This window comes from Streptomyces sp. NRRL S-1813, assembly GCF_000719605.1.
Taxonomy (GTDB): Bacteria; Actinomycetota; Actinomycetes; order Streptomycetales; family Streptomycetaceae; genus Streptomyces; species Streptomyces decoyicus.
The window spans coordinates 41,676-54,034 of the sequence record NZ_JOHB01000006.1 but is presented as its reverse complement, the minus strand read 5'-3'; the positions used below and the strand labels follow the sequence as shown (position 1 = coordinate 54,034).

The window sequence follows — 12,359 nt, the reverse complement described above, 5'->3', positions numbered from 1 at the left end:
CTCAGTCGTTCCGGCCGGATGCCGGGTCCGTCGTCGCGGCATGCCGTCGTACGACGAGGGCCGCGTTGAAGCCACCGTGACCGCGGGCGAGCACCAGCGCGGCGCGCAGGTCCTGCTCCCTCGGTGACCCGGTGACCAGATCCAGGGGGAAGTCCGTGGCCGGGGCGGCCACGTTGACGGTGGGGGGGATGACGCCGTCGCGAAGGGCGAGCAGGGCGGTGGCCACGTCCAGGGCCGCGCCGCCGGCGAGCAGCCGGCCGGTCATGGTCTTGGGGGCGGTGACGGGCACGGCCCGCGGGCCGAAGAGGCCGGTGATCGCCTCGGCCTCCACCCGGTCCAGGTCCGGTACGCCCGCGGCATCGGCGAAGACCACATCGATGTCGGCGGGTGTCAGGCCCGCGTCGGCCAGCGCGTTGCGCGCGGCCCGGGCCAGACCGGGCGGACGGGAGGAGCCGGGAGCCGGGTCGAGAGTGGCGGCGTACCCGGCGATTTCGCCGTAGACCTGTGGTGCGCGGCGTTCGCGGGCGCTGCCGGCGTCCTCGGTGACGAGGATGGCGCCGCCCTCGCCGGGAACATATCCGCAGGCGTCCGGCGAGAACGGCAGATAGGCACGGGCCGGGTCACCGGCGGTGCTCATCCGCCCGGAGGCGAGCTGCGGTACCCAGCCCCAGGGGCACAGGGCCGCGTCGACGCCGCCGGCGACGACCAGCGGGATGCCCTTGCGGATGTGGCGCCGCGCGTGGCCGAGGGAGTCGATACCGCCGGCCTGTTCGGTCAGCAGCACCCCGCTGGGGCCGCGCATCTTGTGCCGGATGGAGATCTGGCCGGTGTTGACGGCGTAGAACCAGGCGAAGGACTGGTAGGCGCTGACGTACTCCTTGCCCTTGCTCCACAGGTTCTGTAGTTCGCGCTGGCCGAACTCGACGGCGCCTCCCGAGGCGGCGGTGACCACACCCATGCCGTACTCGGGCAGGGCCGCCGCGTCGACCCCCGCGTCGTCGATGGCCCAGGCGGCGGCGGTCATGGCGAGACGGGTCATGTGGTCGGTCTGCGGCATCAGTCTGCTGGGGATGTGCTCCTCGGCGACGAAGCCGGGGACCTCGCCGGCCAGCGTCGCGGGGTACTGCGAGGCGTCGAAGCGGGTGACCGGGCCGATACCGGAGCGGCCGTCCAGGGTGGCCTTCCAGTAGTCCTCGGTGCCCAGGCCGTTGGGTGCGGTGATGCCGATGCCGGTCACCACGGTCGTGGCGGTCATACGGCGCTCCTCTCCGGGCGGGCCAGCACCATCGCGCTCTGGAACCCGCCGAAGCCGCTGCCGACGCTGAGGACGGTGTCGGTCTTCTGCCGGCGGGCGGTGAGCGGGATGTAGTCCAGGTCGAGTTCGGGGTCGGGCTCGTGCAGATTGGCGGTGGGCGGCAGCACCGAGTGCTCCATGGCCAGCGCACAGGCGGCGATCTCCAGCGAGCCGATCGCGCCGAGCGAGTGCCCGATCATGGACTTGATGGAGCTGACCGGGGTGCGGTAGGCGTGCGCGCCGAGGCTGCGTTTGAAGGCGCCGGTCTCGTGCCGGTCGTTCATCTTGGTGCCGGAGCCATGGGCGTTGATGTAGTCGATGGCGGTGGGGTCGATCCGCGCCTCGTCCAGGGCGGCGTCGATGGCCTGCGCCATCTCCCGGCCGTCCGGCTTGAGGCCGGTCATGTGGTACGCGTTGCAGCGCGCGGCGAACCCGGCGATCTCCGCGTAGATGTGCGCACCGCGTGCCTGTGCGCTCGTCAGCTCCTCCAGCACGAGGACGGCAGCGCCCTCGCCGAGGACCAGTCCGCTGCGGGTGCGGTCGAAGGGGCGGCAGGCGCTCTCCGGGGTGTCGTTACGCGGGGTGGTGGCATGGATGGCGTCAAAACAGGCCGAGGTGATCGGGGAGATGGGGGCCTCGGTGGCGCCGGCGATCATCACGTCACAGGTGCCCTCGCGGATCAGCTCGACGGCGTGCCCGAGGGAGTCGAGTCCGGAGGTGCACCCGGTGGAGATGACGGCCGCGGGGCCCTCGGCGCCGGCCGCCATGCCGACCTCGGCTGCCATCGAGCTGGGCACGAAGTGCCGGTAGAGCTCGGGGACCGCGTAGGTGTGGTCGACCTGCCAGCTGCGTCCGCCGTTGCTGACGACGACGTACTCGCGCTCCAGGCTGGTGGTGCAGCCGACCGCGCTGCCCAGGGAGGTGCCGATCCGGCCCGGGTCGATGCCGGCGGTGTCCAGGCCGCTGTCGGCGAGCGCCTCGCGGGTGGAGACGACCGCGAACTGCGCGGCGCGGTCCAGCCGGCGGATCTCCTGGGGCGTCAGTCCGGCCGCCACCGGGTCGAAGTCGCACTCGGCGGCGACCTGCGAGCGGAACGGGGAGGCGTCGTAGAAGGAGATCGTGCGGGTCGCCGACCGGCCGGCGGTCAGCAGGTCCCAGTAGTTCTTGATGCCCACTCCCCCGGGCGCCACGGCCCCGAGTCCTGTGATGGCGACTCTGCGCATCGCCGCTACCTCGCCTTCGACGGGGCCGAGTACCCCTGCGGGTACGGGCCTGACAGAACGTTGCGGGCCACGGTGTTCCCTTCGGTCGGTCCGCTCCTCGATGAGCCCGGCGGCCGGGGCCGGGCCGGGGGGTGGCCCCCCGGCGCCCCGCCGCCGCGGCGGACAGCTTCGGTGGCCGTTTGTGGCGCTTCCCCCGCTGCCGGCTCCGCCATGGTTCGGCCCTCGCCTCGATACCCGCTCGTATGTGCGTGGATCTGCCGACGGGGATGCCGTAGGTGCTGGTCAGCGAGGTGCCGGCGGTCTCATGTCGGGACGATGCCGTGCTTGCGGTCGGGCAGTTCGGCCTTCTTCTCGCGGAGCATGGCAAGGGACCGCACCAGCACCCGCCGGGTGTCGCCGGGGTCGATGACGTCGTCGACGAGGCCGCGTTCGGCCGCGTAATAGGGGTGCATCAGCTCGGACTTGTACTCCTTGACCAGGCGCTCGCGGGTCGCGTCCGGGTCGGGGGACGCGGCGATCTCGCGCCGGAAGACGACATTGGCCGCGCCCTCGGCGCCCATCACCGCGATCTCGTTCGTGGGCCAGGCGAAGGACAGGTCGGCGCCGATGGACCGGGAGTCCATGACGATGTACGCGCCGCCGTAGGCCTTGCGCAGCACGATGGAGATACGGGGCACGGTGGCGTTGCAGTAGGCGTGCAGGAGCTTGGCGCCGTGCCGGATGATGCCGCCGTGTTCCTGGTCGACGCCCGGCAGGAAGCCGGGCACGTCCACCAGCGTCACCAGCGGGATGTTGAAAGCGTCGCAGGTGGTGACGAAGCGGGCGGCCTTCTCCGAGGCATGGATGTCCAGCACGCCGGCCAGGGTGTTCGGCTGGTTGGCGATCACGCCGACGGTCTGCCCGTCCAGCCGGGCCAGGGCGCACACCACGTTGCGGGCCCAGCCCTCGTGCACCTCCAGGTACTCGCCGTCGTCGACGATCTCCTCGATCACCGCGCGCATGTCGTAGGCGCGTCCGGGGTCGGCGGGGACCAGGGTGGTGAGCGCGTCGGTGCGCCGGTCCGCGGGGTCCTCGCCCCGTACGGGCGCGGCGAGTTCACGGTTGTTGCGGGGCAGCAGCGACAGCAGCCAGCGGACCTCTTCCAGGCAGGCGGCCTCGTCGTCGAAGACGAAGTGGGCGACGCCGGAGGTCCCGGCGTGCACATCCGCGCCGCCCAGACCGTTGTGGGTGATCTTCTCCCCGGTCACGGCCTGGACGACGTCCGGTCCCGTGATGAACATCTGGGCGGTCTCGCGCACCATGAACACGAAGTCGGTCAGCGCCGGGGAGTAGGCCGCGCCGCCGGCACACGGGCCGAGCATCACGGAGATCTGCGGGATCACCCCGGACGCGCGGACGTTGCGGCGGAAGATCCCGCCGTAGCCGGCGAGTGCGGTGACGCCTTCCTGGATGCGGGCGCCCGCGCCGTCGTTGAGCGAGACCAGCGGGGCGCCGGACGCCTCCGCGAGGTCCATGACCTTGTGCACCTTCGTCGCGTGCGCCTCGCCCAGCGCCCCGGCGAACACCCGGAAGTCATGGGCGTAGGCGAAGACGGTGCGGCCGTGCACCAGGCCCCAGCCGATGATCACGCCGTCGCCGTGCGGCTTGCGGGACTCCAGCCCGAAGCCGGTGGCACGGTGCCGGCGCAGCGGTTCGATCTCGGTGAAAGTGCCCTCGTCGAAGAGGAGTTCCAGCCGCTCGTGGGCGGTCAGCTTGCCCTTGGCGTGCTGCCGGCGGGTGGCGGCCGCGTCGGGGCCGCGGCTGACCTCCTCCTTGAGGCGGTGCAGTTCGTCGGTGGCCCGGCCGAGGTCGGGGCGCGGCGGGGCGAGCGACGGGGTCGCGGTTTCCTGAAGGATCGTCATCGGCCGAACGTAGGAACGGCGGCTCGAACCCCGCTGGAGAGCACGCGGCGGCGGCGGCTGCCGGCCGGGTGTGGCCCGGCCCGGCCGCGGCGGCGCGCGACCGTCGTCAGCCGGTGGCGGTCAGCGACTGCCCGAGGTCCACGTCGCCGGACAGTACGGCGTGCTGGAGCTGCTGGAGCCGGGCCGACGGCTCGATGCCGAGCTCCCCGACGAGCGCGTCGCGCAGCCGCTGGTACGCCTCCAGCGCACGCCAGGAGCTGCCGGAGCAGTGCAGTGCGGTCATCAGCTGGGCGCAGAAGTTCTCGTGCATGGGGTGCCGGGCGGCGAGGAAGCAGAGTTCGGGCACCACCTCGGTGTGCCGGCCGAGTTTGAGGTCGGCGTCGATCCGGCGCTCCAGACAGGCCATCCGGTCCTCCTCCAGCCGGAGCACCTCCAGTTCCAGCACCCCTCCCACGGGCACATCGACCAGCGCGGGCCCCTGCCAGACCGCCAGAGCCTTGCCCAGCAGGGCGGAGGCGGCGGCGTAGTCATGGGCGTCGTAGGCGCCGCGTCCCGACAGGGCGAGCTGCTCGAACTCCTGGACGTCGACCTGGCCGGGCTGGACCTGGAGGAGATAGCCGCCGTGCTGGGTGACCAGGACTTCCTTGGCGTTGCGCACGGGGTCGCCGTCCAGGGCCACCGCGATCTTGCGGCGCAGCTGGAGGATGTAGGTCTGAAGGGTGGTGGCCGCGCTGCGCGGCACGTTCTGCCCCCAGATCTCCTCCATCAGCGTGGGCACGGTCACCACATGGTCGCCCTGTAGCGCGAGCAGCGCGAGTATCTGGCGCGGTTTGGCGGCACTCGGCACCAGCGAGACACCGTGCTCGTGGGCGGTCAGCGGGCCCAGAACCTTGATTTCCATGCGTGCTCTCCCCTCGTGAGTCACAACCGCCGGCCACGGGGCCGCGGGTCATCTCGAGCTTCAAGCGAGGTTCGCACCGGGGAGCGCACGAGCCCAGTGAGCCACTCATGAACACAATCATGAAAATGTCATGCCGATGTGGTGAACCAGGCACTGGGGCCTGTGCCTCCGGCGCCCGCAGAATACTGCCTCACCGGACGCCGGGTCGTTGTGCCGAGTAGTTCAGGCCACCCCGACGGACCGTCCGACAACGGAGGGAACAGTCACATGCCCGCGACGCACCGGACCCTGTCTGCCCAGACCACGACCGACACCGCCGCCGACCTCTGCCGTTTCGCCGAACTCGTCGCCCGTGCGGGCCTGGAGCCCGACCTGAAGCGCCGCTACACCAGTGACCCGGCGGCCGTGTTCGCCGAGTTCGGGCTGCTGGGCGCGGAGCCCGTCTACACCGTGCCGTCGCTCCTCATCGAGGATCTCGGACGGCCTGACGCCGCGGCCACCACGCTTTTGACCGGTATCCCGTACGCCGTCTGACGCCGTGGAGACCACGGAGCCCTTCGTCGGCTTCCGCCGCCATCTGCGTGCCGAGGTGGTGCCCGACGAGGCCATCTATCTGCTGTCCGGGCGGGGGGTCACCGCGCTGTTCGGCCGGCCCGCCGAGGTCGTCGCGCCGCTGCTCGACGGGACGCGGACACTGTCGAACCTGCTGACGGAGGCGGCCCGGGAGCTGCCCGCGATGCAGGCCGGTGCGGTGGTGGCCGAGCTGGCGACGGCCGGGCTCATCGGCTACCGCTCCGATCCCGGTGTGCCGTCCGACGGTGCGGCAGCGGCCTTCTGGGATCTGGCGGAGGTCTCCGGACTGCGGTCCGCCCCGCCGCGCCTTCGTCCCACGGTCGAGATCCTGGCCGTGGGACGGGGTGCGGCCGACGGGCTGCGCGCCGCATGCACCGACTCCGGGCTCACGGTGGTCGGGCCCGGCCCCGGCGGCGGCTCGTCCCCGGGCACGGCGGACCTCTCCCTGGTGCTCTGCGACGACTACCTCGCCCCGGACCTGGCGGCGGTCGACACCTGGCACCGTGCGCAGGGCCGGCCCTGGCTGCCGGTGCGACCCGGCGGCGTCGAGCCGTGGGCCGGGCCGGTGTTCCGGCCGGACGCGGGCGCCTGCTGGCGCTGTCTGGCGGACCGGCTGCGCGGTCACCGGCGGGGCGAACTGGCCGTGCAGCGCGCCCTGGGGGCGGACCGCCCGGTGGCGGCGCCCGAGGCCTCACTGGCCGCCGGCCGCGCCATGGGCCTTCAGCTCGCCGTGCTGATGGCGGCGACCTGGCTGGGCGGGATGCGACGGGAGAGCCATGACGCGATCTGTGCGCTGGACACCCTGACGCTGCACACCCGGCACCACGCCGTGCACCGACGACCCCAGTGCCCCGGTTGCGGTGACCCGGGACTGGTGGCGCGGACGGTGAACCGGCCGGTGAAACCGGTCTCACGTACCAAGGCCGCGCACGGCGGCGGCAATCACCGGGCACTGCCCCCCGAGCAGATGCTGGCGCGCCACGGCCATCTGGTGGGGCCGGTGACCGGCGTCGTCAGCGAGATCCGGCGGGCGGACAACGCCCCTGCCGCGCTGCACTGTTACACCTCGGGGCACAACGTGGCGCTCGGCGGCGGGCTGGGCTGGCTGCGTGGCGGGCTGCGCAGCCTCAGCGGCGGCAAGGGCGTCACCGCGGTCGAGGCGCAGGTCAGTGCGCTGTGTGAGGCCGTGGAGCGCTACTCGGGGACGCGGCAGGGCGATGAGCCGGTGATCCGTGACTCGCTGCGGGCGCTGGGCGGCGACGCGCTGCACCCCAACAGCTGCCAGCTGTGGGCGGCGCGGCAGTTCCGTGACCGTGCGAGGTGGAACGCGACCACCTCCCCGCTCCAGCGGGTCGCCGCGACCTTCGACGCCGCCGCGCCCACCGACTGGACCCCGGTGTGGTCGCTGACCCAGCGACGTCAACGGCTGCTGCCCACCTCGCTGTTGTACTTCGGTCCCGCCCCGGACGGCACCCCGCCCACGGTGCCGGCCGACTCCAACGGCAACGCGGCCGGCAGCAGCCTGGAGGACGCCATCGTGCAGGGCTTCCTGGAACTGGTGGAGCGGGACGCGGTCGCCCAGTGGTGGTACAACCGGACCCGGCATGCCGCGCTGGATCTCGACGCCTTCGACGAACCGTGGATCGCCGGGCTGCGCACGGCCTACGAACGGGATCTGCACCGCGAGGTGTGGGCGCTGGATCTCACCTCGGACTTCGGCATTCCGGTGGTGGCGGCCGTCTCGCGGCGGCGGGACAAGGCCGCGCAGGACATCACCTTCGGCTTCGGCGCGCACTTCGACCCGCGGCTGGCGCTGCGCCGCGCCCTGACCGAGATGAACCAGCTGCTGCCGCCGGTGCTGGGCGCCCGCGAGGACGGCACGGGGTACCTCACCCGGGACCGTGACCTGCTCGCGTGGTGGACCGGGGCGACGGTGGGCGGACAGCCGTATCTGCTGCCCGACGGCGGGCAGAGCGCGCGCACACCGGGGAGTTACGGCTACCGGCCGCGGGCCGACCTGCGCGACGACATCGAGGCGGCGGAGCGGCTGGTGGCCGAACGGGGGCTGGAATTGCTGGTCTTGGACCAGACGAGACCGGACGTGGGCATTCCGGTGGTGGCGGTGCTGGTGCCGGGGCTGCGGCACTTCTGGGCGCGGTTCGCCCCCGGCAGGCTCTTCGACGTCCCGGTGGCCGAGGGGCGGCTGGCACGGCCGACCCGCTACGAGGATCTGAACCCCGTCCCGCTCTTCGTCTAGACCGGTAGGTGCGCCCCCCTGAGCCATATGCCAGAGGCCCCGCCCAGCTCCTAAAACCCGCTTCACGGGGCGGTCCAGGCCTGGGTTTGGCCATACTATGCTGTCACGTCCGAGAGCCGCGCAGCCAAGGCACGGGGGGGCATATATGGGTGTCACCGGCGTTCCGTCCGATGCCGACGCGGAGCCGTCACACCAGCGTTCGCGGTGGCCCGCACGGCTGCCCGACCGTGATCTGCCCGCGCCGCGGCTCGCCCGGACCATCACCATCGTGGTGCTCTTATGCCTGTCGATCGTGGTGTCGCTCAACTCCCTTGAGTACAGCGCCAATATGCCGACGCTGGCCGCTTCGGTGGCCATCGTGCTGGCCGTGTTCTTCCTGCAATTCCTGCACTCCTCGTCACGGGCACAGCGCTGGACGACGCGGACGCGGGTGCTGATGCTGCTGACCCAGGCGGTTTTCACCTACGCACCTGTCCTGATCTTCCACCGCACCTGGGTCAGCATGACCGGCCCGCTTGCGGGATCGATTCTCCTGCTGGTGCCGTTTCCGCGGGCGTGGATCCCGTTCGCGGCGACCGTCGCCGTGCCCGCCTCCTTCCAGCTGGTGGTGTCGCTCAGTTGGCTGGAGACGTCGTATCTGGTGCTGTCGACGCTCTTCACGGGCCTGGTGATCTACGGGCTGTCCCGGCTCACCGACCTCGTCCAGGAGGTGCACCACTCCCGCGCCGAACTCGCCCGGCTGGCCGTCTCGCAGGAACGGCTGCGCTTCTCGCGGGACCTGCACGACCTGCTGGGCTACAGCCTCTCCGCGATCACGCTCAAGAGCGAGCTGATCTACCGGCTGGTGCCCGGCCGGCCGGAGCAGGCGCGCGACGAGGTCGCCTCCCTGCTGGACATTTCGCGTCAGGCACTGTCGGATGTGCGCACGGTGGCCAGTGGGTACCGTGACATGTCGCTCGCCGCCGAGGCGGATTCCGCCGCGGCGATCCTGGCCTCGGCGGACGTACAGGCGGATGTCGAGATCGCCTGCGGACATCTGCATCCGGTCATAGACACCGTGCTCGCCACCGCACTGCGCGAGGGTGTCACCAACATTCTCCGCCACAGCAAGGTCGAGACCTGCCGCATCAGCGCCGTCACGGAGGACGAGAGAGTGACGCTGACCCTGACCAACGACGGGGTGCCCGACGATCTGCCCGCGCTCTCCCCCCACAGCGGCAGCGGGATCGGCAATCTCAAGGCCCGGCTCGGTGCGGTCGGCGGCCGGCTGGAGGCGGAACGGACGCGCGACGGGTGCTTCCGGATGGTGGCCGAGGCGCCGACGCGGCCGATCGCCGCGCGCACCACGCAAGACCGGATGGCCGCGAGACCCGCGGCCTGATCGATGCCTGCCCGGCTCCGCGCCGGGCACCTGCCGGCCGGGGGAGACCTGCCATGCTCGCCGTCAAGATCCTGCTCGCCGAGGATGTGCACATGATCCGCGGTGCGCTCATCGCCCTTCTGGAACTGGAACCGGATCTGCGGGTGATCGCTTCCGTGGACCGCGGCGACAAGATCGTGGAAGCCGCGCTCGCCAGCCGGCCCGATGTCGCCGTCGTCGACATCGACCTGCCGGGCATCGACGGGCTGACCGCCGCCGCGGAGCTGCACCAGCGCCTCCCGGACTGCCGCACCCTGATCCTCACCAGCCTCGGGCGGCCGGGGACCCTGCGCCGCGCACTGGCCTCCCAGGTGACGGGCTTCCTGCTCAAGGACGCGCCGCCCGACCAGCTCGCCCAGGCGGTGCGGAGCGTGGCGGCGGGGCGACGCGTCATCGACCCGCAACTGGCCCTGGCCGCCTGGGACTCCCCCGAGAACCCGCTCTCGCCCCGCGAGCTGGAGGTGCTGCGGCTGGCCGCCCGGGGCGCGGACGCCGCGGAGATCGCGGGCTGTCTGTTCCTCTCACAGGGCACCGTCCGCAACTACCTCACCGCGATCGTCACCAAGCTCAACGCCCGCAACCGGATCGACGCGGTCCGGATCGCCGAGGAGGCCGGCTGGATCCCGTAAGGGACGGCCGGCCGGCGGCCGCACGTCCGGCACGGGGTCAGCCGGTCGTGTCCAGCAGCGCGTCCAGCAGCCCGGCGTCCAGGGCCGTCTGGACGGACAGGTCGGTGCCGCCGCCGAACCCCGCGTCCTGCACGGCGGCGCTGACGACGTATTTGCCGTCGACGGCGAACGTGGCGAAGGCCCAGTCGTCGGCCCCCGCGTCCCGTCCGTCCGGCCCGACCAGCCGGGCCCAGGTGCCGTCCAGCGCGAAGCCGAACTCGGTGAAGCGGAAGCGCAGGCCCTGCCCCAGCGCCTTGCTGTACGCCTCCTTCAGCGTCCACAGCCGCACCAGCGTGTCGTTGCGGACCCGGTCGTCCGCGGCGTCCAGCCGCTGCCGCTCGAAGGGGGTGCAGCCCTGCGCCTCCGAGCCGGTGCCGGCCATCCGGCGCGCCGCCAGTTCCACGTCGACGCCCACCCGTCCGCGGCTGGTGATGCCCACCACCATCACCTCCTCGGTGTGGCTGAGGCTGATGTCGATCTGGTCGCAGCCGCGGACGAACGGCCGGCCGCCGGGCTGGTAGGCCAGGTCCACCAGGTCCGGCGCGGTCTCGATGGCCAGCGCCGCGGCGTAGCGCAGCAGCAGCCGCGAGGCCAGGAACCGTTCCTTGGCCCGCGGGTGGGTCAGCGTCTGGTAGCGGTGCCAGTCGCGGCCGAGCACGGGGCGCACCAGGGCCACGTCCTGGATGTGCGGCAGCCACTGCGCCAGCCGCCCGTAGACGAGGACCACGCCGGTGGCGGCCAGGTCGTCATGGACGGTGTGCCACGGTCCCTGCGGGCCGGCGACGGCGCGGGGGCGGCGGAGCGGGGGCCCGGCAGCGGGGGACGCCGGTGCCATGTCAGGCCCGCACCAGCGGGTCGGACAGCGGGCCGGCGTCCAGCGCGGAGAGCACGCCGGCCAGATCGACGGCGTTGCTCTCCGGGCCGCGGCACACCCCGAGACAGACGGGGCCGGCCGAGCCGCCCATCCGCCGTACGAACGGGGTGAGCACGACCTTCGGGCCGATCTCCACGACATGGCTGGGGGTTTCCTGGTCGAGCAGTTGCCGTGCCGCGTCGGCGAACCGGACCGGGGCGGTGATCTGCCGGCTCCAGTACGGCGCGTAGAGCGGCTGGGTGGTGAGCCTGCCGTGCACCGTGGAGTAGTAGGGCAGCCGCGGGGCGCCGCCGGGCAGCCGGCGGGCCACCGCCTCGAAGCGCGGCAGCATCGGCTCCATCAGCGGCGACTGGAAGGAGTGCGACACCTCCAGCATGGTGCAGCGGATACCCCGTTCCTCCAGCCGGGCCCGGACCCGTTCGAGGCCGGCCAGTTCCCCGGAGAGCACGGTCGCCCGGGCGGCGTTGATCGCGCCGATGACGACGCCGGGCTCACCTGCGATCGCCTCGGTGGCCTCGTAGGGCGCGGCGCAGGTGGCCATCATGCCGCCGTTCGACGCCGGGAGGTACTGCATGAACGCCCCGCGCAGGGCGACGAGTTTGGCGGCGTCGGCGAGCGGCAGCGCCCCGGCGGCGGTGGCCGCGGCGTACTCGCCGATGCCGTGGCCGAGCACCGCGACCGGCCGCACCCCGGCCTCCTCCAGGGTGCGGGCGAGGGCGTACTGCACGGCGAACAGCGCGGGCTGGGTGAAGGCGGTCCGGTGGATCCGGCGGTCACCGCTGAGGATCAGGTCGACGACGGACAGGCCGGTGTAGGGCCGCAGGACGTCGGCGGCCTCGTCGAGGTAGCCGCGGTAGCCGGTGGAGTGCAGGTAGAGGCCGGCGGTCATTCCCGGGTGCTGGCAGCCCTGGCCGGTGAAGACGAAGGCGGCGCGGATCCGCCGGCCGCCGCAGGGCCGGATGTCGCGGAGCTGGAGGTAGCGGGTGAGCTCCCGCACGGTGGGGTAGTCCCAGATGTCGGTCGGGTCGATCAGCGGGCCGAACTCCTCCTCGATGTCGCCGTAGAGGCTCAGCGCGGCCACCGAGTCCAGTCCGTACTCCGCGAAGGCGACATCGGCCGCGACCGGCCTGCCCAGGTAGTGCCGCAGGCGTGCGGTGAGCCAGCCCTCGTAGTCCGGTTCGTTCGGCGGGGTGGACGGCGGCGTGCTGTGCATGGCGGGCTCCTCATGGGCAGGTCGGGTACGTCGGT

10 protein-coding genes are annotated in these 12,359 nt (G+C 72.4%); 4 read left to right on the top strand and 6 right to left on the bottom strand.

The window, feature by feature from the left end; translation table 11 throughout:
• Nucleotide 1 precedes the first annotated feature (1 nt).
• The 4 genes from IF67_RS0111620 to IF67_RS0111605 form a co-directional block, all read right to left on the bottom strand.
• Nucleotides 2-1,255, bottom strand: a complete 1,254-nt coding sequence (locus tag IF67_RS0111620; protein WP_037839204.1) for a ketosynthase chain-length factor — start codon at nt 1,253-1,255, stop codon at nt 2-4.
• Nucleotides 1,252-2,517: a beta-ketoacyl-[acyl-carrier-protein] synthase family protein gene (locus IF67_RS0111615; protein WP_030984774.1), complete on the bottom strand. Its 1,266-nt coding sequence runs from the start codon at nt 2,515-2,517 to the stop codon at nt 1,252-1,254. Before IF67_RS0111615 ends, IF67_RS0111620 begins: the two co-directional genes overlap by 4 nt.
• Nucleotides 2,518-2,819: 302 nt before the next feature.
• Entirely contained in the window at nt 2,820-4,418 is a 1,599-nt protein-coding gene (locus tag IF67_RS0111610) for an acyl-CoA carboxylase subunit beta (RefSeq protein ID WP_030984773.1), read from the bottom strand.
• 106 nt (nt 4,419-4,524) lie between these two features.
• Nucleotides 4,525-5,319, bottom strand: coding sequence for an AfsR/SARP family transcriptional regulator (locus tag IF67_RS0111605; protein ID WP_030984772.1), 795 nt, complete (start codon nt 5,317-5,319; stop codon nt 4,525-4,527).
• 267 nt (nt 5,320-5,586) lie between these two features.
• Between IF67_RS0111605 and IF67_RS0111600 the strand changes: the two genes are divergently transcribed.
• The 4 genes from IF67_RS0111600 to IF67_RS0111585 all read left to right on the top strand — a co-directional run bounded on the left by IF67_RS0111600 (nt 5,587) and on the right by IF67_RS0111585 (nt 10,198).
• Complete coding sequence (locus IF67_RS0111600) at nt 5,587-5,853, top strand: hypothetical protein (RefSeq protein ID WP_030984771.1); 267 nt, start codon at nt 5,587-5,589, stop codon at nt 5,851-5,853.
• A 4-nt stretch (nt 5,854-5,857) separates the two neighbouring features.
• A complete protein-coding gene (locus IF67_RS0111595) occupies nt 5,858-8,149 on the top strand; it encodes a TOMM precursor leader peptide-binding protein (protein ID WP_051817917.1) in 2,292 nt (763 codons plus the stop codon).
• A 145-nt stretch (nt 8,150-8,294) separates the two neighbouring features.
• Nucleotides 8,295-9,530: a sensor histidine kinase gene (locus IF67_RS0111590; protein ID WP_078889383.1), complete on the top strand. Its 1,236-nt coding sequence runs from the start codon at nt 8,295-8,297 to the stop codon at nt 9,528-9,530.
• 53 nt (nt 9,531-9,583) lie between these two features.
• On the top strand, nt 9,584-10,198 hold the full coding sequence (locus IF67_RS0111585) for a response regulator transcription factor (protein WP_030082846.1): 615 nt from the start codon (nt 9,584-9,586) through the stop codon (nt 10,196-10,198).
• Between the two features lie 37 nt (nt 10,199-10,235).
• Here IF67_RS0111585 and IF67_RS0111580 read toward each other — a convergent pair whose 3' ends face one another.
• Both IF67_RS0111580 and IF67_RS39050 read right to left on the bottom strand, forming a co-directional pair.
• On the bottom strand, nt 10,236-11,072 hold the full coding sequence (locus IF67_RS0111580; protein WP_030984768.1) for a 4'-phosphopantetheinyl transferase family protein: 837 nt from the start codon (nt 11,070-11,072) through the stop codon (nt 10,236-10,238).
• Nucleotide 11,073: 1 nt separating this feature from the next.
• A complete protein-coding gene (locus IF67_RS39050) occupies nt 11,074-12,324 on the bottom strand; it encodes an acyltransferase domain-containing protein (RefSeq protein WP_030984767.1) in 1,251 nt (416 codons plus the stop codon).
• Nucleotides 12,325-12,359 lie beyond the last annotated feature (35 nt).